General features: G+C 29.8%; 30 protein-coding genes and 1 pseudogene. 16 read left to right on the top strand and 15 right to left on the bottom strand.

The window, feature by feature from the left end; genetic code table 11:
* Window positions 1–26 precede the first annotated feature (26 nt).
* The 4 genes from CLHOM_RS14520 (at window position 27) to CLHOM_RS14505 (ending at window position 2,051) form a co-directional block, all read left to right on the top strand.
* Window positions 27–527: a sigma-70 family RNA polymerase sigma factor gene (locus CLHOM_RS14520; RefSeq protein WP_161803229.1), complete on the top strand. Its 501-nt coding sequence runs from the start codon at window positions 27–29 to the stop codon at window positions 525–527.
* A 104-nt stretch (window positions 528–631) separates the two neighbouring features.
* The gene (locus CLHOM_RS14515) at window positions 632–1,201 is read left to right on the top strand and encodes a DUF5643 domain-containing protein (RefSeq protein WP_161803228.1); all 570 of its coding nucleotides are present in this window, start codon (window positions 632–634) and stop codon (window positions 1,199–1,201) included.
* Between the two features lie 28 nt (window positions 1,202–1,229).
* Window positions 1,230–1,568 (top strand): hypothetical protein, encoded by a 339-nt coding sequence (locus tag CLHOM_RS14510; RefSeq protein WP_139205651.1) that lies wholly within the window; start codon window positions 1,230–1,232, stop codon window positions 1,566–1,568.
* A gap of 114 nt (window positions 1,569–1,682) precedes the next feature.
* Window positions 1,683–2,051: an MmcQ/YjbR family DNA-binding protein gene (locus CLHOM_RS14505; RefSeq protein ID WP_052222400.1), complete on the top strand. Its 369-nt coding sequence runs from the start codon at window positions 1,683–1,685 to the stop codon at window positions 2,049–2,051.
* Between the two features lie 105 nt (window positions 2,052–2,156).
* Here CLHOM_RS14505 and CLHOM_RS14500 read toward each other — a convergent pair whose 3' ends face one another.
* The 3 genes from CLHOM_RS14500 to CLHOM_RS14490 all read right to left on the bottom strand — a co-directional run bounded on the left by CLHOM_RS14500 (window position 2,157) and on the right by CLHOM_RS14490 (window position 3,459).
* Window positions 2,157–2,618 (bottom strand): chemotaxis protein CheX, encoded by a 462-nt coding sequence (locus tag CLHOM_RS14500; protein WP_052222399.1) that lies wholly within the window; start codon window positions 2,616–2,618, stop codon window positions 2,157–2,159.
* On the bottom strand, window positions 2,618–3,037 hold the full coding sequence (locus CLHOM_RS14495; RefSeq protein ID WP_052222398.1) for a bacteriohemerythrin: 420 nt from the start codon (window positions 3,035–3,037) through the stop codon (window positions 2,618–2,620). Before CLHOM_RS14495 ends, CLHOM_RS14500 begins: the two co-directional genes overlap by 1 nt.
* Before the next feature lie 194 nt (window positions 3,038–3,231).
* A complete protein-coding gene (locus CLHOM_RS14490) occupies window positions 3,232–3,459 on the bottom strand; it encodes a hypothetical protein (RefSeq protein WP_052222397.1) in 228 nt (75 codons plus the stop codon).
* 779 nt (window positions 3,460–4,238) lie between these two features.
* On the opposite strand from CLHOM_RS14490, the gene CLHOM_RS14485 reads away from it, so the two are divergent.
* Window positions 4,239–4,718 (top strand): universal stress protein, encoded by a 480-nt coding sequence (locus CLHOM_RS14485; RefSeq protein WP_242846790.1) that lies wholly within the window; start codon window positions 4,239–4,241, stop codon window positions 4,716–4,718.
* A 185-nt stretch (window positions 4,719–4,903) separates the two neighbouring features.
* On the top strand, window positions 4,904–5,722 hold the full coding sequence (locus tag CLHOM_RS14480; protein WP_052222395.1) for an EFR1 family ferrodoxin: 819 nt from the start codon (window positions 4,904–4,906) through the stop codon (window positions 5,720–5,722).
* A gap of 99 nt (window positions 5,723–5,821) precedes the next feature.
* Here CLHOM_RS14480 and CLHOM_RS18725 read toward each other — a convergent pair whose 3' ends face one another.
* On the bottom strand, window positions 5,822–5,953 hold the full coding sequence (locus CLHOM_RS18725; protein ID WP_242846786.1) for an Hsp20 family protein: 132 nt from the start codon (window positions 5,951–5,953) through the stop codon (window positions 5,822–5,824).
* The gene (locus CLHOM_RS14475) at window positions 5,928–6,164 is read right to left on the bottom strand and encodes an alpha-crystallin domain-containing protein (protein WP_052222394.1); all 237 of its coding nucleotides are present in this window, start codon (window positions 6,162–6,164) and stop codon (window positions 5,928–5,930) included. The genes CLHOM_RS18725 and CLHOM_RS14475 overlap by 26 nt, the downstream gene beginning before the upstream one ends.
* Before the next feature lie 207 nt (window positions 6,165–6,371).
* On the opposite strand from CLHOM_RS14475, the gene CLHOM_RS14470 reads away from it, so the two are divergent.
* From CLHOM_RS14470 to CLHOM_RS14460, 3 genes are read left to right on the top strand one after another with little or no spacing between them, the layout of a single operon-like run.
* Window positions 6,372–7,499, top strand: a complete 1,128-nt coding sequence (locus tag CLHOM_RS14470) for a DEAD/DEAH box helicase (RefSeq protein ID WP_052222393.1) — start codon at window positions 6,372–6,374, stop codon at window positions 7,497–7,499.
* Between the two features lie 2 nt (window positions 7,500–7,501).
* The gene (locus CLHOM_RS14465) at window positions 7,502–8,497 is read left to right on the top strand and encodes an NADH:flavin oxidoreductase (protein WP_052222392.1); all 996 of its coding nucleotides are present in this window, start codon (window positions 7,502–7,504) and stop codon (window positions 8,495–8,497) included.
* A gap of 16 nt (window positions 8,498–8,513) precedes the next feature.
* Complete coding sequence (locus CLHOM_RS14460; RefSeq protein WP_052222391.1) at window positions 8,514–10,985, top strand: bifunctional diguanylate cyclase/phosphodiesterase; 2,472 nt, start codon at window positions 8,514–8,516, stop codon at window positions 10,983–10,985.
* 69 nt (window positions 10,986–11,054) lie between these two features.
* Here the strand turns inward: CLHOM_RS14460 and CLHOM_RS14455 are convergent, their stop codons facing one another.
* The 9 genes and pseudogenes from CLHOM_RS14455 to CLHOM_RS18720 all read right to left on the bottom strand — a co-directional run.
* Window positions 11,055–11,870 carry an ABC transporter permease subunit gene (locus CLHOM_RS14455; RefSeq protein WP_052222390.1) on the bottom strand — a complete coding sequence of 272 codons (816 nt, stop codon included), beginning with the start codon at window positions 11,868–11,870 and terminating at the stop codon, window positions 11,055–11,057.
* Complete coding sequence (locus CLHOM_RS14450; RefSeq protein ID WP_052222389.1) at window positions 11,871–12,755, bottom strand: ABC transporter ATP-binding protein; 885 nt, start codon at window positions 12,753–12,755, stop codon at window positions 11,871–11,873. It lies immediately after the preceding gene.
* A gap of 51 nt (window positions 12,756–12,806) precedes the next feature.
* Window positions 12,807–13,253 (bottom strand): DUF3021 family protein, encoded by a 447-nt coding sequence (locus tag CLHOM_RS14445; RefSeq protein WP_052222388.1) that lies wholly within the window; start codon window positions 13,251–13,253, stop codon window positions 12,807–12,809.
* Between the two features lie 35 nt (window positions 13,254–13,288).
* A complete protein-coding gene (locus CLHOM_RS14440; protein WP_052222387.1) occupies window positions 13,289–13,726 on the bottom strand; it encodes a LytTR family DNA-binding domain-containing protein in 438 nt (145 codons plus the stop codon).
* Window positions 13,727–13,990: 264 nt separating this feature from the next.
* Window positions 13,991–14,782 (bottom strand): 3'-5' exonuclease, encoded by a 792-nt coding sequence (locus tag CLHOM_RS14435; protein ID WP_052222386.1) that lies wholly within the window; start codon window positions 14,780–14,782, stop codon window positions 13,991–13,993.
* Window positions 14,783–14,853: 71 nt separating this feature from the next.
* On the bottom strand, window positions 14,854–15,903 hold the full coding sequence (locus CLHOM_RS14430; RefSeq protein WP_052222385.1) for a DNA polymerase IV: 1,050 nt from the start codon (window positions 15,901–15,903) through the stop codon (window positions 14,854–14,856).
* 31 nt (window positions 15,904–15,934) lie between these two features.
* Window positions 15,935–16,723, bottom strand: coding sequence for an NAD(+) diphosphatase (gene nudC / locus CLHOM_RS14425; RefSeq protein ID WP_052222384.1), 789 nt, complete (start codon window positions 16,721–16,723; stop codon window positions 15,935–15,937).
* Between the two features lie 31 nt (window positions 16,724–16,754).
* Window positions 16,755–17,465, bottom strand: a complete 711-nt coding sequence (locus CLHOM_RS14420) for an MBL fold metallo-hydrolase (RefSeq protein WP_052222383.1) — start codon at window positions 17,463–17,465, stop codon at window positions 16,755–16,757.
* A 10-nt stretch (window positions 17,466–17,475) separates the two neighbouring features.
* Window positions 17,476–17,571 (bottom strand): annotated as a pseudogene (locus tag CLHOM_RS18720) (lactoylglutathione lyase); the annotation flags it as partial.
* A gap of 255 nt (window positions 17,572–17,826) precedes the next feature.
* Between CLHOM_RS18720 and CLHOM_RS14415 the strand changes: the two are divergent.
* From CLHOM_RS14415 to CLHOM_RS14400, 4 genes are all read left to right on the top strand, one after another.
* Window positions 17,827–18,723, top strand: a complete 897-nt coding sequence (locus CLHOM_RS14415; RefSeq protein WP_052222382.1) for a DUF2156 domain-containing protein — start codon at window positions 17,827–17,829, stop codon at window positions 18,721–18,723.
* Window positions 18,724–18,791: 68 nt separating this feature from the next.
* Entirely contained in the window at window positions 18,792–19,337 is a 546-nt protein-coding gene (locus tag CLHOM_RS14410; protein WP_052222381.1) for a GNAT family N-acetyltransferase, read from the top strand.
* 20 nt (window positions 19,338–19,357) lie between these two features.
* Complete coding sequence (locus CLHOM_RS14405) at window positions 19,358–19,789, top strand: MarR family winged helix-turn-helix transcriptional regulator (RefSeq protein ID WP_052222380.1); 432 nt, start codon at window positions 19,358–19,360, stop codon at window positions 19,787–19,789.
* 141 nt (window positions 19,790–19,930) lie between these two features.
* Window positions 19,931–21,595 carry a ribonuclease J gene (locus CLHOM_RS14400; RefSeq protein WP_052222379.1) on the top strand — a complete coding sequence of 555 codons (1,665 nt, stop codon included), beginning with the start codon at window positions 19,931–19,933 and terminating at the stop codon, window positions 21,593–21,595.
* 79 nt (window positions 21,596–21,674) lie between these two features.
* On the opposite strand, the gene CLHOM_RS14395 is transcribed toward CLHOM_RS14400, so the two are convergent.
* Window positions 21,675–22,664: a substrate-binding domain-containing protein gene (locus CLHOM_RS14395; protein WP_052222378.1), complete on the bottom strand. Its 990-nt coding sequence runs from the start codon at window positions 22,662–22,664 to the stop codon at window positions 21,675–21,677.
* 335 nt (window positions 22,665–22,999) lie between these two features.
* Between CLHOM_RS14395 and modB the strand changes: the two genes are divergently transcribed.
* From modB to modA, 3 genes are all read left to right on the top strand, one after another.
* Window positions 23,000–23,686: a molybdate ABC transporter permease subunit gene (gene modB / locus CLHOM_RS18400; protein WP_052222377.1), complete on the top strand. Its 687-nt coding sequence runs from the start codon at window positions 23,000–23,002 to the stop codon at window positions 23,684–23,686.
* A gap of 2 nt (window positions 23,687–23,688) precedes the next feature.
* On the top strand, window positions 23,689–24,774 hold the full coding sequence (locus CLHOM_RS18395) for a sulfate/molybdate ABC transporter ATP-binding protein (protein ID WP_052222376.1): 1,086 nt from the start codon (window positions 23,689–23,691) through the stop codon (window positions 24,772–24,774).
* Between the two features lie 138 nt (window positions 24,775–24,912).
* On the top strand, window positions 24,913–25,740 hold the full coding sequence (gene modA / locus CLHOM_RS14380; RefSeq protein ID WP_052222375.1) for a molybdate ABC transporter substrate-binding protein: 828 nt from the start codon (window positions 24,913–24,915) through the stop codon (window positions 25,738–25,740).
* Window positions 25,741–25,909 lie beyond the last annotated feature (169 nt).

Below are 25,909 nucleotides of genomic sequence, written 5' to 3'. Positions count from 1 at the left end.
TAAAAGGTAAAGAGGAGGTAAAGCTTTTGAAGAATTATTCAGACCTAATGGAGAAAGCAGTTAATGGAGATAAGCAATCTTTTATTGAACTTATTGAAGGCAGAAAAGACATGCTATATAGAACTGCATTTCTCTATATTAAAAATCAACAGGATGCATTAGAAATAGTTGATATAACAGTTTACAATGCATATTTATCAATAAAAAAATTAAAGAATCCTAACTTTTTCAATACATGGCTTACAAAAATTCTTATTAATGCTTCTGTGGATTTATTAAGATACAGAAAGAAGGTAATTTTATTAAATGATAATTATGATACTGAATATGTACTTCAAGATTCATCACTTAAAATTGATCTTTATAATGCAGTAGATAAGCTTCGGGGAAAATACAAAACAGTAATTATATTGAAGTATTATAATAATCTTAAAATATCGGAAGTTGCAGAGGTAATGGAATGTACGGAAAGCAATGTGAAAAATTATATTCATAAGGCTCTTAAAATATTGATAAGAAAAATATAATAATTGCCTATGCAATAGAGACAACAGATAAGAGCTATAATGACCTAAATCTTTATATGGAGAAGGATGCCTTTGAGATAATAGATTACGAAAATGAAAATCTTATGTATACTATCAAATCAAGTAGTTCACCAGATGAAAGTTTTAAAAATACAGGGAAAAAAGAAGGGATAATATCAGTTGCCTTTCATGAAATGTCAGAAATTCCTGAAAGTTTAACTATTAAAATAAGAAAACTGCAGGAGGGTTACTATAAAGGGCAGGTTTACAAAAATGATGCGATAGATGGAGAGTGGACAATCAATTTTAATATTGATAGTAAGGTTGCCAACAGAGAACCTTACTATTATCTAATAAATAAAAACATCCATATAGGTCAAGTTAATATACTTATGAAAGAGTGTACAGTTTATCCTACTAGTGGAGAAATAAAACTTGATCTTAGAAGTAATAAGAATTATAAATTTATAGGATTTGTTAATGCAAGACTTGTAGACGACAGAGGTTTAGAATATAAGATGAGAGGTGGATGGGGATCAGTAGATGATTCAGAAATAACTATGATTTGTGAAAGCACCTACTTTACTCAAACAAAGACACTGAATTTTAAGGCTGATGGGGCACTTTTTATACCTAAAAAAAGACATGTATGTAACAGTAGATATAAAAAATAAAAAAATTATAGACAATTGTGGGTTTGATATGGAACTTATGTACAGTGGATTTGAAAATTCAGGTGATGAAAAAAGCTATAATGTAGTATTTAAAGTTAAAGATAAAGAAATCCTTCAAATGAGTAATTTACCAGGAGGCAATTTTGGAGGCGTTGCTTATTCTGAAATCACAGATGAAAAAAATCATAAGTATGAAAAGTTTGATAGGCAATATTCTAGTGATAATAAGGACTTAAAAACTGGTGAAGAATTCATAACAAGTGGAGTTAATATTTTTAATGTTAAAACTCCCCCAGAAATATTAAAATTAAAAGTAGAATATGCCAATAAAGGATTGCTTAAACCTATAAATATTAAGATTAAGTAGTATTAGTAGGTGGAAGGCACGGTCGAAAGGAGAAAACAAAAGAGCTATTTGTATATATGATACAGCATAGCTTTTTTGTATAATATATACAAATGGAAGGAGAGGGGTTTAGTGATGAATTTCCAAGAATTAAAGAAATATTGCCTAAATAAGAAGGGAGCTTACGAAGATTTTCCTTTTGATAATGAAACATTGGTATTTAAGGTAGGCAGCAAAATGTTTGTCCTTACAAATATTAATGAAAAAGAATTAAAGGTGAATCTAAAATGTGATCCTTTGATGGCTGAAGATTTTAGGCGTGAATACAAAGCAATAAAACCAGGATATCACATGAATAAGGTTCATTGGAATACTGTAGAAATAGATGGTTCAATAGATGATGAGACTATAAAAATGCTTATCGATATATCATATGATTTGGTATTTAAGGGATTAAAGAGAACAGAAAAAGAAGAAATTCTATATTTAAATAGAAATAAGTAATATAAAAGAGGTATAGCTATTATAAAATAGACTATACCTTTATTAAATGACAGCATATAATTTTACTTACTTTTCCCAATACAACTTGTCCGAAAAGTTTCTAAGCTACTTTTCTTTTAAGAATATGTATATGTCTAAGGTACCTATTTTGGTATTAAGTGGTAAAAGTAAAGTTTTTTCATTAGCCATAGAATAAGATTTGTATTCACCTACAAAAATTTGAGGAGGCACAATATCACATATGTAGTTATTAGAAGCTAAAAGTGTCAATGCGTTACCGCCAATAATATTAGCTATTTCACCTAGAGCAGAGGATACAAAGCTATCTATTACTTGCATTTCCATTCCGCACATTATTTTTATCATTTCCAAAGTCATGGCTTTTGGAAAACTAAAAAGAATTGATCCTTTTAGATCACCGGTTACACCAAGGATAACATTGGCATCCTTACTGCCAACCATACCTTCTACTAAAGCTAAAGTTCCTCTCTCTATATCTAAATCAAGCATTAAGCGAAATACATCTCTAGTTGCTTGAAAGAAAGAATTTACATATTCCGCTTTCATTAGATTTCCCCTCCTTGGCTTTTTACGTATTCCCCAATTTGTTGATCTGTTTTAGCCACGTGCATTATCAACCAAGCCATAAGCTTGCCGCCTAGTTCTTGTACTATTTTTTCTGGATAGCCATTTTGTTTCAATACGGCTATATAGTCCGTAATCATTTTTTTGAAATCCCTATGAATTTTTTTGTGGTTTTCTATATCGGGATAGTTTATTTTTTCTTGATAAGCTTCTTCAGCGTTGAAATGAATTACAACATATTCTTGCATAAAAACCATAGTTTCTTTTACTTTATCAAGTTTAGCTTCCCAATTATCATTACTTTGAACTGCTTCAATAAATTCAGATACACGCTTAAATAATTCTTCATGTTGAGTATCAATTAGGGATACACCAACTTTATATTTATCTTTCCACATCATTTAGAAACCAACTCCTATACATCAAGCTATATTTTGTTAAATTAATTATAATAAACCTTAATAGTAATTTATGATAACTAGTTACATTATATAACATAATGTTAATTTTTTCTGATGATTTTATGGAAATTTATGGCGAAAATTAGATATTAAATGAATTATCATATAAACTGTAGTATGTTTAAGAAATTTGCTTATAACTTTTGATTTTCAATGGATGAGATGCCAAATGGAGCGTCAATAGAAATGTTTTGTTTTTTTGCTTGAATAAATAAATTATTACGTTTCGTCTCTAATCCTTTAATAATCCATATGCATTCTTCAATTATGTAAGAGTCATCAGTTATATTCCATGTACTAAATTCACATTCTAGTCTCTGGTTTACGTCATTTATGGCCTGCATAATATTTTCATAGTCCATTATTTCATCCTCCAATATTAATTATTATTAATAAATACTATGATGAAATATTGGTAATATTACAAAATTTTAATCCAAAATTATTTACTGAATTATTGAATAACATTTCTACAAAAAGACACAATAATAGCATAAGGGACATGACAGTTGAGCCAAGATTTATATATGCTCTTAAGGTTTTAGGGTGTATATAAGTCGGTCAAAGATCTTATATAGATCTATGCAGGTTTATATAAGGTCAGAGAGAAGATCGTATACTGTGAGGTAAAGCTTTATTATAGTAGGCTTTGAAAAATAAGCTTATTATAATGAGGTTGAAACTTATGGTATAGGGTCGAGTTAAGATTATATAATGTATTGAAATAGGTTTTATAAGGTCGAAAGATTTTATAAGGTTTATCATATATGCTATATAGTCGAGGAAACCATTATTATAGGTTGTGACCTGCTTTATTATAGTCGAAAGATTATAATAAGGTAATAAGCTATCTATATTAGTGCAACTTAGATTGTTATGTTCTTTGAATTTAACATTTGTTCTATAAAGGTAGTATCTTTAGGAAGACCTATGTTATAAAACAGATACAAATATATATCTGTAAAACCGGAAATCCTGGTACTTTATTTAATAAGGTATCAGGATTTTCTTATGGAGAAAATATAAAAATAGCTCTAAAAAAAGAAGGAAAAAAACATAATTTGTCGAAGATATACTATATAGTATTAGATCTATAAAACTAATGCTAGTATAGTGGAAGGAAGTGTTATAATTGAAAAAAATGAAGGTTCTTGTACCAATTGATGGAACAGAAACTAGTATGCACTCACTTCGACAGTTAAAGAAGCTTTTCAATGCAGATAATGTTGATGTCACTTTGATGTATGTAGCAGAAATTATTATCACTGGTGAAATGTTAGAGCAAGATGATATGCCTAAGGCTAGAAATGCTAATGGTGATGAGGTTAGAGAGATTGTAATAAATCAAGATTTCAGCACCACAGTCTCATCAATTAAAGCTCTAAAAGAAGGATATGAGCCAATATTAGATAAGGCATTAGAAGAAATTGAAGACTTTAATGTGGAAAAATTTATTGACATAGGCTATGCTGCAGATAGAATTGTGAAAAAAGCAAAGAAGGATAAGTTTGACATGATAATTATGTCTAAGTCAAATAAAAAAGGATTATCAAGGATGTTAGGATCAGTAACAAGTAAGGTAGTTAAAGATGCAGAAACTGTAGTACTTGTTGTTCCTTAAAAATATTTAGATAGATAGGAGCACTGTAGGAAGTAAACAATAAATTTTATATAAAATGATTAGCGTAGTATTTGCAGGAGCACCCATATAGGTGCTCTTTTTTTATTTATACATACATAAAATTTATGATATAATGTATTTAATAAATTGTATTTGTAACTTATATATTAGGGGGCTACATAATTATGGATAAAAAAATAAATGCAGTATATTTTAGTGCCACTGATACAACTAGAAAAGTAGTAGAGGGAATTGCAGAAAAAATTGCACAGGATATGAAGGCTGGAACTGAAATTAGTAAATTTGATTTTACTTTGCCACATGAAAGAGAAAAAGAACTTGCTTTTACTGAAGAAGATATAGTTGTTTTAGGGACACCTGTTATTGCAGGTAGAGTTCCAAATGTACTATTAAAGTATTTGAATTTTATTAGAGGAAATGGAGCTTTAGCAATAGCTGTAGTTGTTTATGGTAATAGAAATTATGATGACGCCTTAATAGAATTAAAAGATATTCTTGAATTGGATGGCTTTAAGGTTATTGCAGCAGGAGCATTTATTGGAGAACACTCATTTTCTAAAATTCTTGCTAAAAACAGACCTGACGAAAAAGACATGTCCATTGTAGCTAATTTTGGGGATCAAATATATAATAAAATTGAAATTGAACATAAGCTTGATGCTATTATTGTAAAAGGAAACAAGCCATACATGAAATATTATGTGCCTAAAAATGAAGAAGGTATTCCTGTTGATATTAGGAGGGTTACGCCTAAGACAAATAGTCAGTGTACTGATTGTAAGTTATGTGTTAAGGTGTGTCCTATGGGATCTATAAACTATGATGATGTAACTAAATTAGATGGAATTTGTATTAAATGTGGGGCTTGCGTTAAAAAGTGTCCAACTAATGCAAAGTATTACGATGATGAAGATTACTTAAGACATAAAGTTGAATTAGAAATTGAATTTGCTGATAGAAGAGAACCAGAATTATTTGTTTAAATAGCTATGTTTTAAGAGATTGTTGATTTCTATAATAAAGAGCACGTGGGATTTCCCATGTGCTCTAATATATGCAATGCAAAATGCAAATTAGAAACATTATTCAATATCAATTTTTTTAGCATTACTTGTGCTTGGAACTTTTGGTATGTTTATAGAAAGAACTCCGGTATCAAGTTTTGCTTTAATATCTTCTGTCTTTGCATCAGCTAAGTAAATGCTTCTGCTCATTTACTTCTTCCTTCTTAACTCCAGGTAGTTCTGCTTCAATCAAATATTCATTATCTTTTTCCTGCACATCAACTTTAAAGGTATCTCTTTCCAGACTCCTTCTAGATGGCCAATTATCTGTGAAAAAGTCATCCAGCATATTATAGAAGTCCTTGAAACCTGTGTTTAGTAAGTCACCTTTTTTCTTATTGAAAGGTACTAATCCAGCCATTGTCGACAACTCCTTTTATATTAAATTTTTAAATTAGAATCTTCACATAAAGAATACTAATTTATAAGTTTATATAAGTTAGTTTTTTTATTTTATTTAGTATAAATTTATATTTAATGGATAATGCTTTTTATAGAAGTAAATCTTTGATATACTTATAAGACCTACTAAATATTTGGGATATTTTAGAGTAGAAAGGTAAACAAAATGAAAAAATTTAAAGATTTAGGACTTAGTGATGAAATATTAAGTATTCTTAAAGCACAAAGAATTAGTGAGCCAACTCCAATCCAGCAGGAAAGTATTTCTTTGATAATGGATGGGAAAGATGTTATTGCAGAAGCACAAACAGGAACTGGAAAAACCCTTGCATTTCTTCTACCAATGTTTGAGAAGATGTCACCTCATGTGGATGCAATTCAAGGATTAATTGTAACACCTACAAGGGAGCTGGCTATTCAAATAACTGAAGAAGCTATTAAGTTAAAAGAAGCAAAAGATTTAAATATATTAGCTGCCTATGGTGGTAAAGATATAGGCGGGCAGCTAAAAAAACTAAAAGGGAATATTCATTTAATAATAGCAACTCCAGGAAGACTATTAGATCATTTGAAAAGAGGCACAATTAACTTAAGCAAATTAAAAATTTTAGTCTTAGATGAGGCTGACCAAATGCTTTTGATGGGTTTTAAAAATGAAGTTGAGACTATTATTAAAGAAACATCGAAAAATAGGCAAACCCTTTGTTTTTCGGCAACTATTAGTTCAGATGTAAAAAAACTTGCATATAGATATACTAATGATCCAAAAATAGTAGTGATTCAAAAAGAAGAAGTAACTCTCAAAAATATTGAACAATATCTTATAGAGACCACTGATAGAAGGAAACAGGATGATCTATGTCGAATCTTGGATGAGACTAATCCATTTATGGCTATAATTTTTTGTAGAACTAAAAGAAGAGTTGATGATCTAGATATGGCATTACACAGAAGAGGATACAATTGTGAAAAGCTTCATTCGGATATACTTCAATCAAAACGAGAAAGAATAATGAAGTCATTTAGAAATTGTGATATTCAATACTTAATTGCTACTGATGTAGCTGCTAGGGGTCTTGATATCACTGGAGTAACTCATATATATAACTATGATATTCCTGAAAATTCTGAAGCCTATATTCATCGCATAGGAAGAACTGGTAGAGCTGGAGGAAAAGGATATGCATATTTATTTGTGGACCCGAAGGATAAGAAAACCTTAGAACTTATAGAAAATGAAATAAAATTAAAGATTACAAGGAAAATACCCATTGAAGTCAGGGAGGAGAGTTAATTATGAATAATCTAATTAAACCATTAGAAACAGGTAAGTTGAAATTAAAGAATCGTTTAATAATGCCCCCTATGGCTACTGCAAAGGCAGAGAAAGATGGTTCAGTTAGTAAAGCTATTTTAGATTATTATGATGAAAAGACCAAAGGCGGGTATATTTCACTAGTAATTATTGAACACAGCTACATTAGTATGCAGGGAAAAGCAAGTGAAAATCAGCTTTCAGTTGCACAGGATAGTTTAATTGAAGGATTAAATAAGTTGTCTAATTTGATTCATGAAAATGGCTCTAAGACTATTATGCAAATTAATCATGCCGGAAGTTTAGCAAGAACTGAGATCACCGGAAAAGCTGTTGTTGCTCCTTCAGTTGTAGTAAATCCTAGAGAAGGAGATGTTATACCAGAAGAACTTACAGTAGAACAAATAAAAGGAATAGTAGAAGAATTCAGAAATGCAGCTTTACGTGTTAAAGCAGCAGGCTTTGACGGAGTGGAAATTCATTCTGCTCATGGATATCTCTTAAATCAATTTTTCTCTCCACTTACAAATAAGAGAAATGATCAGTATGGTGGAGATGTGCACAACAGAATAAGGATTCATCTTGAAGTAATCAAAGCTGTACGCGAGGCAGTGGGAGAAGATTTTCCAATATTATTGAGGCTTGGTGCCTGTGATTATAAAGAAGGCGGAAGTACAATTGAAGATAGTTTAATTGCAGCAGTAGAATTTGAAAAAGCAGGAATAGATATTCTAGATATCACCGGTGGTTTATTTGGGTTTATTAAACCAGGAGATAAAAGCCAAGGATATTTTAGAGAACTAACTGAGGCTATAAAGAAAGTTATTTCTATTCCAGTTATCCTAACAGGCGGAATAAAGGAACCGGAAGCGGCTAAAAGTCTATTAGCTGAAGGAAAGGCAGATCTTATTGGAGTTGCAAGAGCTATACTTAAGGATTCTACATGGGCAAGAGAGGCAATAGAAAATTTATCTTAAATCATGAGGTGCATTTATGAAGACTTATAATACAAGATACTCAGATTATGATGCATTAGATAAGTACATTAGAGAAAATGAAATTGATAAAAATGGAAATATTTTAATTCAGATTTTTTCGGATATATCTAATAAAAAGCTCTTATCAGAAGTAATTAAAAGTTTAAAAGAAATATTACCGCAAGCTAAAATTATAGGCGCTACATCTTCAGCAGGAATATTAGATGGAAAAACTGTTGGAGAAAGCTTGATTTTATCAATAACTGTATTTGAGAAAACAAAAGTAAAATCCATTATTATAAAAGAAGATATTTCTGATTACAGTAAGGGCTTACTTCTTGGAAAAAAATTAATATCACCTAAGGTTAAAGCAATAATTTCTTTCATAAGTTCAAAAATTGACGGAGAAGAGTTTTTGGATGGAATAAATTCTGTAAATAGTGAGGTTGTAGTTGCAGGAGGAGTAGCTGGACGAGCAAAGTTTAAGGATAAGGAGTATGTTTTTACAGAAGAGGGAATAGAAAGCAAAGCTGTAGTAGCTATATCCTTGGAGGGAGAAGAATTATGGGTAAATAACTTCAGTAATTTTAATTGGATACCAATTGGAAAAGAATATGTAGTTACAGAGGCTGAAGGGAAAATTATAAAATCCATAGATAATATTCCTGCAACAGATTTTTATAAAAAGTATATAGGTATTACAAATAAAAATAAAGTGAGCAGAATAGGTGCTAGATTTCCTCTAATGGTAAAGAAAAAAAATATTTATTTATCAAGAACTGTAGTAAGATTTACTGAAGATCAAGGAATAATTCTAACATCTAAAATTAATACTGGTGAAAAAATTAGATTAGGATATGGAGACATGTCGGAAATTATCAAAGGTTCTGATACCTTATATGAAAGCATAAATAATACACCAGTGGAAAGTTTATTTATTTATTCTTCAACTTCAAGAAGATTCTTTCTTAAAAAGACAGCTGATGTAGAAATATCACCTTTATGTAGTTCTTCTTCTACCAGCGGATTTTATATGAAGGGAGAATTTAATAATATAAATAATGCTAATATGCTTTTTACTGATACAATGACCATACTTACTCTCTCTGAAAATAAAGATAAAAGGATAAAAATACATAGCGCAATAAACCAAAGGGCTCTTATTTCTTCGTGTACCGAAAAAACTATTCTATATAATTTAATAAAGACTACAGGAGAAGAATTAACGGAAATAAATTTACGACTTGAAGAGAAAGTGCTCGAGAAGACTAAAGAGTTAAAATCTCAGTATTTCACAGATTCCCTAACAGGTTTACAGAATAGAAACAAGCTGACAAAAGATTTATGTAATAATAAATATAGCAAGCTTGCTTTAATAGATATCAATTATTTTAAAGGAATAAACGATTTTTATGGAAACAACGTAGGGGATAGTGTATTAGCTGAACTTGGGAGAATAATTAAGATCTATAGTGATGAAGTAAGTTTACAATGCTTTAGACTAAATTCTGACGTATTTGCAGTGGCATTAGAAAGAGAGAAGTTCAATTTAGATTTTTTAGAGAAAATAGAAATTTTGCATAAAATAATAGACGAACAGTGTTTTTACTATAGAGAGTTTAAAATTTTTCTAAGCAGTACAATCGGTGTAGCAATAAATGAAGAAAGGTTATTAGAAAAAGCTGAAATGGCATTAAATTATGCAAAAAGAAATAAGAAATCTATACAAATCTATAATGAAAATTCTGATTTATCTAAGGATATAGAAGAAAATTTAACTTGGATAAAGAAAATAAAAGATGCTATAAATGAAGATAGAATAGCACCATTTTTTCAACCAATAGTAAACAATCACAGTGGAAATGTGGAAAAATACGAAGCTTTAATTAGAATGATTGATGAAGATGGACGAGCAATTGCACCATATTACTTTCTAGACAAAGCAATAAAATCAAATTTATATAGTCAATTAACTAAAATAATGCTTGAAAAGACTTTTAATGCTTTTAAAAATTCAGATTACGAATTTTCTATAAATCTTTTATTAGAGGATATAGATAATGAAGAAACAAGAAACCTTATTTTTCAAAAGCTTAAAGAAGCAAAAAATCCCAATAAGGTAGTATTCGAAATAGTTGAATCAGAGGGAATAGAAAAATTTGATGAAGTAAGTAAGTTTATTGATAAAGTTAAAGAAATGGGAGCTAAGGTTGCCATTGATGATTTTGGAACAGGATATTCAAACTTTAGTTATCTTATGAAATTAAACGTAGATTATATAAAAATTGATGGTTCTATAATAAAAGATGTACGTAAGGATAGGGCAGCGGAAGTAGTAGCAAAGACAATTGTTACTTTTGCAAAGGAGCTTGGAATTAGAACTATTGCAGAATTTGTTTCTGAAGAGGAAATCTATAATAAGGTAAAGAGCATTGATATAGATTTTTCTCAAGGTTACTATTTTTCAGAACCTAAGGCTAAGCTATAATAAGGTGACAGGCACCGGAGAATAGAGGTTTTATTACCTCTATTCTCCGGTGCCTGTCACTTTTCAAAACTAGATGTTAAAGTCTTTCTTATTATAAATTATATATGTTGAAATTAAACTAATGATAATTATTACAATTGATAACACTATATTTACTTTATCAAGTCCAGTCTTAAGTAAATCTGCAGGGACTGCATAATGAAAAGGTGAAAAATATTTTAAAAATTCAAGTTTATCTATCATATTTGCAAAAATACCCAAAAGATAAGTAATAAAGAAGATTCCTGTTGATAATGGCATTGCAAGCTTCAAGCTATTAATCAATACTGAAAGTAAGAAGCCAATTGCCATATATACAAGACCTATTAAGAAAAATCCGCCACATAACATCTTTATGTCCATTATCATGTCAATTAATTCTAAATCCTCTGGTTTTACAATTAAAGATATTAAGATGGAAGCTATGGACATGATCATAATAAATATATAGAATAGAGCAAGAGAAGATAATATCTTCATTGTTACAATTTTTGCTCTGCTTACAGGTTGAGCATAAAGAAACTCTATAGTTCCTTCGCTTTCTTCCTTTATTAGAGATTTAGCACCAAGCATACCTGCATAAATACAACCGGCGATTACGATATATTGAAATACATATGCAAAGTATTGATTTAATTTAGTAAAGTCAGGCATATCTTTCAAGTTAAATGCTTCTAAAATTGCAGGAGGTAATGCATCCATTTTTGTATTAACTAGTTCTTGCATTCCGCTAGATTTCATGGAAGGAAACATTGACATAAATAAAATGGTTAAAGCTACACAAACAATACTCCAAACTGATAAAGATTTAAGACCTTTTTTAACTTCCATCTTAAAAATATTCATTTATTTTTCCTCCATTTCGTAATAAGTCATAAATTCTTCTGATAATCTTCTTTCTTCAATAATTAAATTAGATATGGTATATTTACTTATTAGTGAAATTAATTCATTTATATCTTTATCATAATTAAATATAATTGTATTTTCTTCATGTCCTACTATTAAGCCACCCAGAGATTTTATTTCTTTTGCAATATCTTTATCCACAGTTATGGATACTTTTCTTAAGGTTCTGTGTGCAAAGTCATCTAATTTTTTAATTTCAATAATTTTACCTTCTCTTATAATTGCAACCCTATGGCAAAACTCTTCAATTTCTGTTAGGTTGTGACTGGATAAAAATATTGTTGATCCTTGTTTATTTAGAGCTGTTAATTCATTAAACAGATGCTTTTGAACTAGCGGATCAAGACCACTTGTAGGCTCATCTAAAATCAATAATTTTGGCTTATGAATCAAGGCTTGTATAATTGATACCTTCTTTTTATTTCCTAGAGAAAGTTGATAAATTTTCTTTGAAAGTTCCATGTCAAAAAGCTTGATTAATCTATCTACATATTCTTCATCTATGTTTTTCTTAAAGGATTTTGCATAATCTATTATTTCTTTTATAGTCATATCATCATAATATCTAACTTCACTAGGTACATAACCTATATTTTCTTTTATTTTAGTTGTTTCTGTAACACAATCGAGACCAAAGATTTTTGCTTCACCGCTAGTTGGGAAAATGAGATTTAATAGAGTTTTGATAGTAGTAGATTTACCAGCACCATTAGGACCAATAAAACCAAAAATTTCTCCTTCATTTATTGTAAGATTTACATTGTCGATTCCTCGATTTTTTCCATAAGTTTTTGTAAGATTTTTAATTTCAATAATATTCATGGAAATGCCTCCTTGTATATTTCTTATATTTAATAGTTATTAAATAAATATCTATTTTGAAGATTTTTTATTTTGCTTATATATTGCAAGCTTAGCATTTAATTCTTCTCCAGTTATTTTATAGTACAAGTATAGTGAATTTACTATTGATAGATAGAAAAATAAGTATATTCCAGAAAATGTTAATATTGTATTGAAGCTAGTAATGTTAATCCATCCATAAAGATTTATAAATACTAGAATAGTTAAATAACATAAAGGAAAATGGATGAATATTTTTTTCTTGATTGATAAGTCTGTGAGGATGAACTCTCCAAAAATTAAGTAATGAATAAATACAATAACAATGGTTAGTAATAAAAGCTGCCATACTGCAATTAATTCAATCGAAGTATTACCAAGTAACATATTTATAATAGTATATATAATAACTGATGCAGCAAAGAATAGACCCCATACGAATTTTACCTGAACTATAACTTCCATAGCTTTTTTCATTAAATTACTCCTCTCTATGTTAATTAAAGAATTATTTATAGATCTAATATCTCTTTTATAACTGGTACGTATTGTCTTGAAATTATTAATTTCTCACCATTTTCTAATAAGGCATCTAATCTGCCATTGAATTTAGGAGATAGTTTTTTTATCTTTGAAATATTTATTATTGTTGATTTACTTGCTCTAAAAAAGTCATACTTGGACAACTTTTCTTCTATCTCATATAAACGCATTGATGTCTCTAAAACCTGAGTTTCTGTGTAGATGAAGGTCTTCTTATCTACACTTTCAAAGTAGTAGATATCCGTTGGAGAAATTAAGTTAGATGTACCATTAATAATTCCAATAATTCTCTCATCACTATTTTTAATAATTTCTATTAGCCTTTTTAGATTATCATCTAAAGCACTGCATTTAATTACAATTTCAGTTTCTTTATTATCAGAAGACTCATCAATTGTTATTTTCAAGTCTATACACCCCCATGGTGAAAATGCTATTTAATTTCTTATACTTTAACTATATGTTAACAACAAAATAATGTAAATATTGTTAATACTAAGTTGCAAATTTTATATACTAAGTTACAAAAATTTTAATTATACTCAGGTGCCTGTCACCGGAGAAAGGAGAATTTTTAATTCTCCGGTGGCAGGCACCTGAGAAAAGAAAAAAACTAATATAGGATACTCATAAAATAATAAATCCAGCAGTGAAAATTTAAACTGCTGGATTTACTGTATAGTTGGTTTATTATCAGGAATTTCAATTTGGAATTGTCTAGTTTTGCCCATCATATAGGATAGCTTAATCATGGATTTTTCTTCTTCAGTGATTTCTCTATTATACATTTTTTCAAATTGCTTAAATAACCCCTCAGTATCAATGGAAGGCATCCTAGAGTTTCTCTTGTTTGAACTTCTATTTTCATTTATATTATATATTTTAGGTTTCATACTATCATTATAAATCTTCCTAAAGATCTCTGCAGTATAATAAGCGTCCATAAAAGCATTATGAAATTCATCTTTTGAGGGAATGTTTAATAAATTTACCGCGTTGCTAAGACCAATACTAGTACCCTTTGGGCAATTTAAATGTTTTGAGGCATGCTTCTGAAGATTTATATATTCTTTTGGAATTAAGGATAGATCAAGTTTATGATACTTAACATTTCTAAACAGCTCTTTTATGTCTGCTTTACCCCAAACACAAAGAATGGCTCTATTACTTTTCAAAAACTCAGTAAATTCATTATAAATTTCATAGAAGGGAGCTGCAAGTTTTAGCATTTCTGTAGTAATGCCAGTAAGTTCTTGAACAAAAGGGTTAACTTCTGGGTAGATTACTGGCTTTATTAATCTATCCATCTTGTCAATTAATTCAAGCTTCTCATCTAATTTCACTGCTCCAATTTGAATTATTTCAAATGGACATTCTTTATTTGAGGCTTTCTTGATTATGGATCTTCTTTTAGTAGAATCATAGCTTTGGTTAAATTCTAAATCAAATATTATATAATTCATTTCTCTACTCCTAAATTCCCTTTTGTAATTATATTATGAACAAAAGCTTAGAAAAATAAATACGTAAATTATTAAGAATCAAATAAACTTATTTGTTTAAGGCTATTCTCTTTTAAAGAAGAGACAGACAAGCCAATAAGTCGTACCTTTTCTGTTAATGTTATTTCCATTAGTACTTCACAAGCCTCCTGATATATATCTTCAGGTTTATAAATATAGGAAGGCAAGGTTTTGCTTCTGGTGTGATTTTCAAAGGAGGAGGTTTTTGTTTTTAGTATTACAGTTTTAGCGCTAAAGCCTTTATTAAGTAACTGTTTGGAGATTGAAATGGAAAAGGCTTTTAAATATTCTTTTAGCTCATTCTTATCATCCGTATCCCTTTTTAAAGTGTTTTCTCTCCCAATTGATTTTGTCTGCCTTAGGATTTGCACAGTTCTATTGTCAATTCCTCTTATTCTGTCATAAACTTCAATACCGTACTTGCCGAAAAATTCTATTAAAATATCTTTTGGAAGCTTGTAAAGCTCCTCAATTGAAAATACACCTATGTCGTTAAGTTTTTTAACAGATTTTTTTCCAAGACCATAGACTTTACTAATAGGTAATGGAAAAAGAATTTGTGGCATCATATTTTTTCTTATTATAGTTAGTCCATTAGGTTTATCCCAATCGGAAGCTAGCTTAGCTAAAAATTTATTGTAAGATATACCTACTGAAAGAGTAAGACCGGTTTTTTTCATAACGGCCTCTTTAATAAATTTAGATGTAGAAACAGAATTCTTTGTATAATTTGTAATGTCCAGATAAGCTTCGTCAATGCTTAGAGGTTCCACATAGGGGGTTACGCTGCGCAAAATACTGAATATTTCTTTAGATACTTCTTTGTATCTGCCTATTCTAGGTGGAAGAAAAATTCCATTAGGACACTTTGACTTAGCTATATAAACTGGCATAGCACTTTTTACACCGTATTTTCTTGCCTCATAAGAACAGGTGGATACAACTCCTCTTTCGGAAGTACCTCCAACTATTACAGGTTTTCCCTTTAGCTTTGGATTATCATGGACTTCAACTGCTGCAAAAAAGGCATCCATATCTACGTGCATTATAACTTTTTCCAAACTTATTCCTCCAAAATGTTGTGTTGAAACTTTATTTATGGCTCTCTAAGAACCAGTCGATTAGCCTCCTAGCAATAGTGCCCTTAACAGGAATACTAGGTACATTCTGAATACTTGATGGGGAGTACCAGTTAGCTTCTTCAATTTCAGCTCCATCTACAGAAATTTCACCACTTTCATATTCACATGTGAAAGCTACCATCAAGGAATTTGGGAAAGGCCAAGGTTGGCTTGAAAAATACTTTATATTTTTAACCTGAATGCCGATTTCTTCATAAACTTCTCTTTTGACGCAGGCTTCAAAGGTTTCTCCAGGTTCTAAGAATCCAGCAATAACACTAAATAAATTTTTTGGGAATTGAGAGTTATGAGCAAGAAGTATCTTATTATCCCTAATTATTGCTGTTATTATTGCAGGAGAAATAGCTGGATAACTAATATGACTGCAGCTAGGACAAATTTTAGCCTGTTCATCTCTTTTAAAATTTACGAGAGTTCCGCACTTTATGCAGTAATTATGAGTTTCATTCCAATTCATTAAATGAAAAGCTTTTGCTGCTAAATTAAAGGTTTCTGCGTCTAAGCTGCCTATTAAAGATCTTATGTGCAATAATTTATAAGAATCTGGCAGCTCATTAGTTTCATAAACTCTCCCGTACATAAATTCTATATTATCCTTTACAGCTAAAGTATCAATATTTTTTAAGGACAGATTAAGAAATTGTACATCATCCTCATTAGGAAATAATACTTTTTCACTGGATAATTTTATTAGTATACGGTCTTCGTTAAAAATTAAATAGATCTTATTATCGTTCATATATTCACATCTTTTCTATAAGTAGTAATAATTATAATTCAATATCTTTTTCTGAAGCATCAATTAAAATCACATCAGAGCTTTGAATTTCATTTTTAAATGCTTCAATGACTTTCGCTACGGAGCTATTACCGATATGCATTGGAATAAAATATTTTACATGCACATTTTCGATGAAATATTTTCCGCCTAAATAAAAGTTTTCTTCTAATCTTGTATCCACTGGGAAGAAAGCCAAATCTATTTTTTCGCCTTTAATTAATGAAATTTCTTCTTTAAACCATTTTTCAGCATTTAGATTATCCTCATCACTATCTTCTTTCCAATGCCACCAATTTAGATCTCCAGCATGGAATATATTAAAATCGTCAACACTTACTAAAAAAGAAACTCCAGCATCTGTTGAACCAAAAACTTTTATAGCCAAATTGTCTAAAGTGAATACATCATTCTTTTTAACGAAAGTGTAGTTAGATTTGGATTCCTTTAACTTTATGTCATCGCTTATTATATATTTTATATTGCTGTCTTCCAAAGTAAGTATTTTTTTATTAAAGTGGTCAGGATGGCTGTGGGACACAAAAACATAAGCTGGCTTTCCTTTTAAAAGTAATTGCTTTAGGTTAGTAGAGTTTTCATTATTGCAAAGAACTTCTTTATAGAAATCAAAAATTAAAATACAATCAGTAGTTTCTACAGAAAAACCACTATGCAAAAAATAATGTATATTTATTTTACTCATAAATTCACCCCTATCTTACAGGTAATATTTCTGTCCAGTATCCATCTGGATCAACTATAAAATATAAGCCCATTTCCTTATTTTCATAGCAAATGCAGCTCTTTTCTAAATCTAAAACGTTAATGTTATTGTGAACGAATGTAAAATGCATTAATGATTCACTCCTCATCATATAAAATAAATATTTTAATAATAGAATTACATAAAAATAATCTTAAGTCAAATCATAATAATTATTAAATAATAATTAAAATTGGCGATATTGACTTTTTGCTTAATATGATATATTATTTGTATATACAAATATCATATTTAAATGTAATAATCAAGTATATGAAATAATATATGAAAGGTTGATAAAATGATTTTTAGAAAGCTTACCTTAGAGGATAGAGAGCTGATAAATAAATATATACATCCTTATAAATTTTTAAGTTGTGAATATTCTTTTACTACATTATATATATGGAAAGATCTTTGTGATATTCAGTACGCATTATATAAAGACGCATTAATTATTAAGAAAATGGATTTTGAAGGAAATTATCACTTCATGCAGCCGTTAGGGTATAAGGAAGAAGACCTTAAGGAAATATTAGATCATCTTTGGCAGTATAAAAGTGAAAACAATATGAGATATGTATTTAAAGATTTAGAAGAAGACTTTATAGAAAAAATAAAGTCCTTATCAATTGAAGATCAGGAAATTTATATCAAAGAAGATAGAGATAATTTTGACTACTTGTACGAGGCAGAAAAGCTTATTAAACTTTCAGGCAAAAAGCTTCATGGACAAAAGAATCACTACAACTATTTTGTTCGTGAATATGATTATGAAGTTAAAGAAATACAGGGAGAAGATGTTATAAAGGATGTAATAGTAGCCGCTGAAAAATGGTATATAGAAAATGGCAAAAATGATAGAATAATTTATCATGAAATGAAAGCTATCAAAGAGCTTGTAGAAAATATGGAGTTATTCAATTTAAAAGGAATAGCAGTTTATGTTGACAATGAAGTAGTTGCTTTTAGTTTAGGGGAAAAATTAAATGATAAATTAGCTGTTATTCATATAGAAAAAGGCGATACAAATTATAGAGGAGTTTATAGTTTTATAAATAGAACATTTATAGACATGTGCTTTAGTGATGTAAAAATAATAAATAGAGAACAGGATCTAGGTATAGAAGGTCTTAGAAAAGTTAAACTTTCTTATCACCCAATTAGATTAGAAAAGAAATTTATAGTCTGTTGCTAAAAATATGGCCTTCAAATGGAATTGAAATTCTGTTTGAAGGTTAATTTGTTATAAAAAAGGATGATATTATGAAAAAATTATTGGAAGGAAAAAGAGTACGACTTAGTGCTATAGAAAAAGATGATATACCTCAATTTACCAAATGGTACAATGACACAAGCTTTATGAGAAACTATGATGTAATAAGTGCAGTACCTATGAATAATGAACAAATTGAAGATATGATAAAGGAAATAAAAGGAGCAAGAGATAAATACATTTTTGCAATTAGAGATATTGAGAGTGGAGAATTCATTGGAGTTACAGGCTTTGAAAACATACTTTGGAATAATGGTACAGCACTAATATACATTGGAATAGGTAATGAAAAATATAGAGGTATGGGCATAGGAAAAGAAGCTATGCAGCTAACTATGGAATTTGGCTTTGAAGAATTTAATTTTCATAGGATTTACTTAACTGTTATAGAATATAATCTTCCGGCAATAAAGTTATATGAAAGCTTAGGCTTTATAAGGGAAGGTACTCAAAGAGAATTTATTAATAGAGATAATAAAAGATTTGATTTGTATTTGTACGGAATTCTAAAAAAAGAATGGATTGAAAGGGAATAGCAAAAGCAGGAGGAGGATATATGCAAGATATAAATGAACTATTATGTGATTGCCTTTATTTCACAGCAAATAAACTATCAAGGATAATGGGTAAAATAGCTGAAGAGGAATTTAAGATAACAGGAATATCTCCAACTTATGCTTTCTTAGTGACTATTGTAAATAAGAAAGAGGGTGCAAGTCAAAAAGAGATAGGAGAGGCTCTTCACATGACTCCATCAACCATAACAAGATTTATAGATAAGCTAGAAAGTAAAGATTTAGTGAAGAGAAAAATAGATGGGAAAAATTCTTATATATATTCCACAGAAAAAGGAAGAGAAGTTCAAACATGTATAGATAAAGCATGGGACAATCTTTATAAGAGATATTCAAAGAAAATTAGCTGCGAAGAAGGAAATAAAATTATCACTGAACTTAATGAAATTATTAAAAGACTTGAGAAAGAATAATTGGGAAATATGAAGCACTTTTAAGTTAAATCTTCTCAAAATAAACAATTTTCCCGGCATAAAGTATTAAAATTATAAAAATTAGGCAAAATAAAGAAGTAGCTCTAATAATATATTTTTAAATAAAAAGGGGAGAATTTGATGAAAAACGCAGATAAAGTAAAGGTTATACCTCTTGGGGGACTTGGAGAAATAGGAAAAAACATGACAGCAATTGAATATCAGAATGAAATTGTAGTTATTGACTGTGGTATTGCATTTCCTGATGAGGATATGTATGGAGTGGATTTAGTAATTCCTGATATAACTTATTTAATAAATAATAAAGATAAGGTAAAAGGAATATTTATAACCCATGGACATGAGGATCATATTGGTTCATTACCTTATATTTTAAAGCAATTAAATGTGCCCGTATATGGAACAAAGTTGACCTTAGGATTAATAGAAAATAAGTTGAAAGAGGAAAATATGGTATCAGATTGTACTCTCAATTGTGTAAAGGCTGGAGAAACAGTGACCATAGAAAACCTTAAGGTTGAATTTATTAGATGTACACATAGTATAGCCGATTCTTGCTGCCTTGCTATACATACTCCTGTAGGTGTTATTTTACATACTGGTGATTTTAAAATAGATTATACTCCTATTGACGGATTAGTAATGGATTTAGAGAGAATCTCCAGCTTAGGTAAGTCTGGTGTGCTTTTACTTTTAGCAGACAGCACAAATGTGGAAAGACAAGGGCATACCATATCTGAAAAAGCTATAGGAGAAACTTTAGATAGGATTTTTTTAGGGGCAGAAGGAAGAGTTATTGTAGCTACTTTTGCTTCGAATATTCATAGAATGCAGCAAATAATAAATGCTTCTATAAAGTATGGAAGAAAAGTTGCCTTTAGCGGTAGAAGTATGGAGAATATTTCGCAAGTAGCAATGGAATTAGGCTACCTCCATATCTCAGATGGACAGATTATTTGTGTAGATGAAATTAAAAATTATCCTAATGAACAGATTACTATTATAACCACCGGCAGTCAAGGAGAGCCAATGGCTGCTCTTGCTAGAATATCATTCTCTACTCATAAAAAAATTAAAATTGAGCCAAAGGATTTGTTTATTATTTCGGCATCTCCAATCCCAGGAAACGAGAAGCTTATTTCTAGGGTAATTAATGAATTATTTAAAAAAGATGCAAAGGTAATTTATGATGATTTGGAAGAAGTGCATGTATCAGGTCATGCCTACCAGGAAGAATTAAAGCTGATTCATACATTAGTTCATCCAAAATTTTTTATGCCAGTTCACGGCGAATATAGACATTTGAAACACCATGCTGCTTTAGCTCAGAAGATGGGTATGAAAGATGAAAATATATTTACTCTCGAAACAGGTCAGGTCTTAGAAGTTTCAGAAGATGAAGCTAGTATATCAGGAAGTGTTCCTACTGGATCTGTATATGTGGATGGACTTGGAGTAGGAGATGTTGGTAATATAGTTCTTAGAGATAGAAAGTACTTAGCAGAAGATGGTATGTTAACTGTTGTAGTTACTTTAGAAAGAGAATCCTATAGTATTTTAGCAGGACCGGATATTATTACCAGAGGTTTTGTGTATGCAAAGGAATCAGAAGAATTGATAAATGAAATAAAAGCAATTGTTCGCAGAGAACTTGATAATTGCTTAGATAATAGAATAATTGAATGGTATATATTGAAAACAAACATGAAAAAGGCAGTAGAAAGATTTGTGTATGAAAACACAAAACGAAGGCCTATTATTCTTCCTATTATAATGGAAATTTAAGATTTATTTTCTAAGTATATAAAATTTTTGCATAAAGCTAGTAAGAACCAGCTGATTAGTCAGCTGGTTCTTACTAGCTTTATATTTCTGAAATAACCTTGCCGGTTTCAGTTATATTATAACTGCCTATACCTTGAAGTTCCATTTTAAATTCCTTGGAATTTATGATTTTTAGTACAGTTTCAAATTCTGGCTTTTCTATATCTTCTTTTTTTATTACGAGATCATATTGTTCTTCTTGCATAGGTATAAAATCAATTCCTTGTACTTGAAGAGCAATTTTTTCGATACCTAAAGATAGGTCTGCTCCACCTCTAGCTACTGTGCTTGCAACAGCAAAATGTGAGAAGCTTTCACGAGAGTAGCCTTGAATAGATGAGCCGAATACTCCCATAAGACGTAAGCGTTCATCCAAAAGAACACGAGTACCTGAGCCTTTTTCTCTATTTATTATAGAAATATCTGAGCGCAATAAGTCTTTCCAATCAGTAATGCCTTTAGGGTTTCCTTTTTTAACGTAAAAACCTTGCATACGAGAAACTAGACGAATTATAACTGATGGAACTCCAGGGAGCATCCTTCTAACATAGGGAATATTATATTTTCCTGTATCTCCATCCCATAGATGTGTTGTAGCTAATTGAGCGGTACCTTGATATAGTGCATATAATCCATTGTAGCTTCCAACGTAGGATCTTAAAGCAGGTATTCCGTTAAGCTTATGCTCTAAGTGGCTTGATAAAATATCTAAAATTATATCTTGCCCACAAATTACAAAGCCTTTACTATATTTAATATCCTCTGCCATAATAGTCCTAGGCATTGGTGAAATTATTGGATTTTCAATTTTAGTTGTGGTAATAACAGGATCAACTACTGAATTAATGTGCACAGTTTTATTTTTTGATTTAGTTTTATAGTTTTCTACATCCTGAAGATCTATTCTTAATTTTCGCCCTACTTTATATGAATTTAGCTCTCCACGTTTTACTAATTCGTATACAGTATTTTTTGCTATTTTTAATATGTCTGCAACTTCTTGGGGAGTTAAAGTAGTATTGTTATTCATTAATAAATCCTCCTTTCCTAATCATGTATCCAAAATATTGGGTGATATTGGTTTACTCCTCTGACAATAGTGATAAGAGTATTATATAAAAAATTATTCATTGCATTGATTTTTAAATAAGTATTATATATAATAAAACACAACATAAATAAATAAAACTAAATTAAACCATATAAAAACAAATATAAGATAATGAATGATGATAAAAGAGTATTCAAATATACACTATACTATATAGTAATATTGGTGTTAAAAAATGTCAAGTTATTATGTAAAATATGAAGAATAGGAATTTAAATTTAATATATAGTAGAAAAGTTTTTGGGAGGCTAGATATGGAATTTTATAGTTCACCTATATGGATATCCTTAAAAGTATCTTTTATAGCAACAATTATCACGGTGATTTTAGGAATTTTAGCTGCAAAGTGGATTACTGATTATAAAGGAAAAATGAAAGGAATATTGGATGCTATTCTTACTTTACCTCTTGTACTTCCACCTACTGTAATTGGCTTTTTTTTGTTGATTTTATTAGGTAGAAATGGACCTATAGGAGAATTTTTAATTAAGTTTGATAAAAACCTTATTTTTTCTTGGCAGGCAGAGGTAATAACTGCAACAGTAGTTGCTTTCCCGCTAATGTATAAAACTACTAGGGGAGCCTTTGAACAAATAGATCAAAATGTAATTAATGCGGCACGGACCCTAGGAGTTGCTGAATGGAGAATTTTTTGCAATATCATGATACCTTTATCTTGGCCAGGAATGGCAGCTGGTGGAATTCTTGCTTTTACACGTGCCTTAGGTGAATTTGGTGCAACCTTAATGGTAGCAGGGAATATTCCAGGTAAAACTCAAACCATACCTATTGCTATATATTTTGCTGTGGCAAATGGTGAAATGGATAAGGCACTTAAATTAGTACTACTAATTGTAGGTATTTCTATGATAGTAATAGTTTTGACTAACCTGTGGTCAGATTATCAATTAAAATTTACATCAAATTCTAGGAGGGATTAAATATGAACCTTTTAGTAGATATAGAAAAAAAATTTTTGGGTTTTAATTATAAAGTAGCCTTTACAGCTGATGAAAATACCCTTGGACTTTTAGGTTCTTCAGGTTCAGGAAAGAGTATGACTCTTAGATGTATTGCTGGTCTTGAAAAGCCGGATAGAGGACGAATTGTATTAAATGGACGAGTATTGTTTGATTCTGAAAAACGTATTAATCTGACTTGTCAAAAAAGAAAGGTAGGATTTTTATTTCAAAATTATGCTTTGTTTCCTAATATGACTGTAGCAGAAAATATAGGTTTTGCTCTAAACAATATTTCAAAAGATAGATTAAGGGAAAAAGTAGCGGAAAAAATTAGTATGATCCAATTAGAGGGCCTTGAAAATAGATATCCTTATCAGCTTTCGGGAGGTCAACAACAAAGAGTAGCCCTTGCTAGAGCTCTTGCTATTGAACCGGAAGTGTTGCTTCTTGATGAACCTTTTTCAGCATTAGATAATCATTTAAGAAATCATCTTGAAAAACAGCTTATTAAAACTTTGAGTGATTATAATGGAATAAGTATTTTTGTTTCTCATAACATGGAGGAAGTATATAGAGTTTGCAAAAGATTAGTTATTTTATCAGAAGGAAAGGTGGAGGCTGAAGGTGAAAAAGAAGAAATTTTTAATAATCCTCATACAAGGACTGCTGCAAGATTAACAGGATGTAAAAATATATCTTTATTAAAAATTGTTGATGATTATGAAATTGAAGCAATTGAATGGGGATGTAGATTAAATATGTCTACAAAATGTAATAAGGAATTAAAATATGTTGGTATTAGAGAAGATCATATTGATTGTGCAGAAAGTTTTTATGAAGAAAATGTGTTTAGAGGATGGGTAGTAGACACACTTATAAGTCCACAAAAAATTACTTTGTATATAAGTTTTAAAGAACCTCTAATTAACTCTATTAGTTATGATATTCAATTGGAAATGAGAAAAGAAAAATGGGACAAAATAAAAGATAATTATGCGTATAAAAACGGTTATTTTATGCTGCCGGTAAAGCTTAATAAAGAAAGATTAATTTTAATGGAAAAATAAATTCATTAAAATATATTGTATTTTTAACAAAATTGAAATATAATCATACTTAACAAAAATAAACGTAACTTAACAAAACATTACAAGACATAATGTAAATTTGTAGTCGAGGAGTCTATTAAATAAGGGGGAGATTATATGAAAAAGCTATTTAAAAACTGTGCTATTTTATTATCTTTATTTCTTGTAGTAGTATTTACTGCTTGTGGAAAAACAGAAGCGGTAAAACCTTCCACTAGTGAAAAATCAGCTTCAGACACAAAATCAGAAGCAGCTGTAAACTTAACAATATCAGCTGCAGCCAGCTTAAAAGATGCTCTTACAGAAATTCAAGAACTTTATAAAAAAGAAAAGAGTAATGTAACAATTAATTATAATTTTGGTTCATCAGGAGCTCTTCAAACACAAATTGAACAGGGGGCACCATCAGACGTATTTTTATCTGCAGGAAAAAAGCAGGTAGATGCATTAAAAACAAAAGGATTAATAATTGAAGATACATATAAAAATTTACTTGAAAATGAAGTTGTTTTAGTAGTATCTAAGGATTCTAAAGATAATATAAACTTTGAGAATTTAGCAGAGGCAAAAGTTAAGAAAATAGGTCTTGGGGAACCTGAAAGTGTTCCAGCAGGACAATACGGAAAAGAAGTTCTAGCATTTTTAAAAATTTTTGATAAAATAAGTTCTAAATCAGTTTATGCAAAGGATGTGCGCGAGGTATTAGCTTGGGTTGAAACAGGAAATGTGGATGCAGGTATTGTCTATAAAACTGATGCTAAGGTCTCAGATAAAGTAAAAGTGGCAGCTGAAGCACCAAAAGGGTCTCATAAGGATATAGTTTATCCAGGAGCAGTTATTAAAGCAAGCAAAAATATAGAGGCTTCAAAGGAATTTCTTAAATTTTTATCTGGAGAAGAAGCAACTAAAATATTTGAAAAATACGGATTTGATATAGCTAAATAGTAATTAATATACCATTAAATCTTATATGTATACACAATGAAACAAGTGGATTGAATCACAAGATCTACTTGTTTTATTTTTGGACTAAATAAGATGTGTGAAAATAAAAAAATAAATATTTGATAAAAAAATAATAGCATATTTGACAAATTATCAAAAAAGTCTATAT

The organism is Clostridium homopropionicum DSM 5847 (assembly GCF_001263795.1).
Classification (GTDB): domain Bacteria; phylum Bacillota; class Clostridia; order Clostridiales; family Clostridiaceae; genus Clostridium_H; species Clostridium_H homopropionicum.
Note: the sequence above shows the minus strand (reverse complement) of the source record. Positions and strands in the feature narration are given on the sequence as shown.

Bases quoted from the DNA above. Each gene is read 5' to 3' on its own strand.
- CLHOM_RS14505 (WP_052222400.1), top strand. From the start codon at position 1,683: ATGAATTTCCAAGAATTAAAGAAATATTGCCTAAATAAGAAGGGAGCT.
- nudC (WP_052222384.1), bottom strand. From the start codon at position 16,723: ATGAACGATAATAAGATCTATTTAATTTTTAACGAAGACCGTATACTA.
- modB (WP_052222377.1), top strand. From the start codon at position 23,000: ATGGAATTTTATAGTTCACCTATATGGATATCCTTAAAAGTATCTTTT.
- CLHOM_RS14510 (WP_139205651.1), top strand. From the start codon at position 1,230: ATGGAACTTATGTACAGTGGATTTGAAAATTCAGGTGATGAAAAAAGC.
- CLHOM_RS14400 (WP_052222379.1), top strand. From the start codon at position 19,931: ATGAAAAACGCAGATAAAGTAAAGGTTATACCTCTTGGGGGACTTGGA.
- CLHOM_RS14490 (WP_052222397.1), bottom strand. From the start codon at position 3,459: ATGGACTATGAAAATATTATGCAGGCCATAAATGACGTAAACCAGAGA.
- CLHOM_RS14455 (WP_052222390.1), bottom strand. From the start codon at position 11,870: ATGAATATTTTTAAGATGGAAGTTAAAAAAGGTCTTAAATCTTTATCA.
- CLHOM_RS14420 (WP_052222383.1), bottom strand. From the start codon at position 17,465: ATGAGTAAAATAAATATACATTATTTTTTGCATAGTGGTTTTTCTGTA.
- CLHOM_RS18725 (WP_242846786.1), bottom strand. From the start codon at position 5,953: ATGAGCAGAAGCATTTACTTAGCTGATGCAAAGACAGAAGATATTAAA.
- CLHOM_RS14465 (WP_052222392.1), top strand. From the start codon at position 7,502: ATGAATAATCTAATTAAACCATTAGAAACAGGTAAGTTGAAATTAAAG.
- CLHOM_RS14405 (WP_052222380.1), top strand. From the start codon at position 19,358: ATGCAAGATATAAATGAACTATTATGTGATTGCCTTTATTTCACAGCA.
- CLHOM_RS14395 (WP_052222378.1), bottom strand. From the start codon at position 22,664: ATGAATAACAATACTACTTTAACTCCCCAAGAAGTTGCAGACATATTA.
- CLHOM_RS14500 (WP_052222399.1), bottom strand. From the start codon at position 2,618: ATGAAAGCGGAATATGTAAATTCTTTCTTTCAAGCAACTAGAGATGTA.
- CLHOM_RS14460 (WP_052222391.1), top strand. From the start codon at position 8,514: ATGAAGACTTATAATACAAGATACTCAGATTATGATGCATTAGATAAG.
- CLHOM_RS14470 (WP_052222393.1), top strand. From the start codon at position 6,372: ATGAAAAAATTTAAAGATTTAGGACTTAGTGATGAAATATTAAGTATT.
- CLHOM_RS14410 (WP_052222381.1), top strand. From the start codon at position 18,792: ATGAAAAAATTATTGGAAGGAAAAAGAGTACGACTTAGTGCTATAGAA.
- CLHOM_RS14435 (WP_052222386.1), bottom strand. From the start codon at position 14,782: ATGAATTATATAATATTTGATTTAGAATTTAACCAAAGCTATGATTCT.
- CLHOM_RS14445 (WP_052222388.1), bottom strand. From the start codon at position 13,253: ATGAAAAAAGCTATGGAAGTTATAGTTCAGGTAAAATTCGTATGGGGT.
- modA (WP_052222375.1), top strand. From the start codon at position 24,913: ATGAAAAAGCTATTTAAAAACTGTGCTATTTTATTATCTTTATTTCTT.
- CLHOM_RS14415 (WP_052222382.1), top strand. From the start codon at position 17,827: ATGATTTTTAGAAAGCTTACCTTAGAGGATAGAGAGCTGATAAATAAA.
- CLHOM_RS14475 (WP_052222394.1), bottom strand. From the start codon at position 6,164: ATGGCTGGATTAGTACCTTTCAATAAGAAAAAAGGTGACTTACTAAAC.
- CLHOM_RS14495 (WP_052222398.1), bottom strand. From the start codon at position 3,037: ATGATGTGGAAAGATAAATATAAAGTTGGTGTATCCCTAATTGATACT.
- CLHOM_RS14485 (WP_242846790.1), top strand. From the start codon at position 4,239: ATGAAGGTTCTTGTACCAATTGATGGAACAGAAACTAGTATGCACTCA.
- CLHOM_RS18395 (WP_052222376.1), top strand. From the start codon at position 23,689: ATGAACCTTTTAGTAGATATAGAAAAAAAATTTTTGGGTTTTAATTAT.
- CLHOM_RS14450 (WP_052222389.1), bottom strand. From the start codon at position 12,755: ATGAATATTATTGAAATTAAAAATCTTACAAAAACTTATGGAAAAAAT.
- CLHOM_RS14515 (WP_161803228.1), top strand. From the start codon at position 632: ATGTATACTATCAAATCAAGTAGTTCACCAGATGAAAGTTTTAAAAAT.
- CLHOM_RS14480 (WP_052222395.1), top strand. From the start codon at position 4,904: ATGGATAAAAAAATAAATGCAGTATATTTTAGTGCCACTGATACAACT.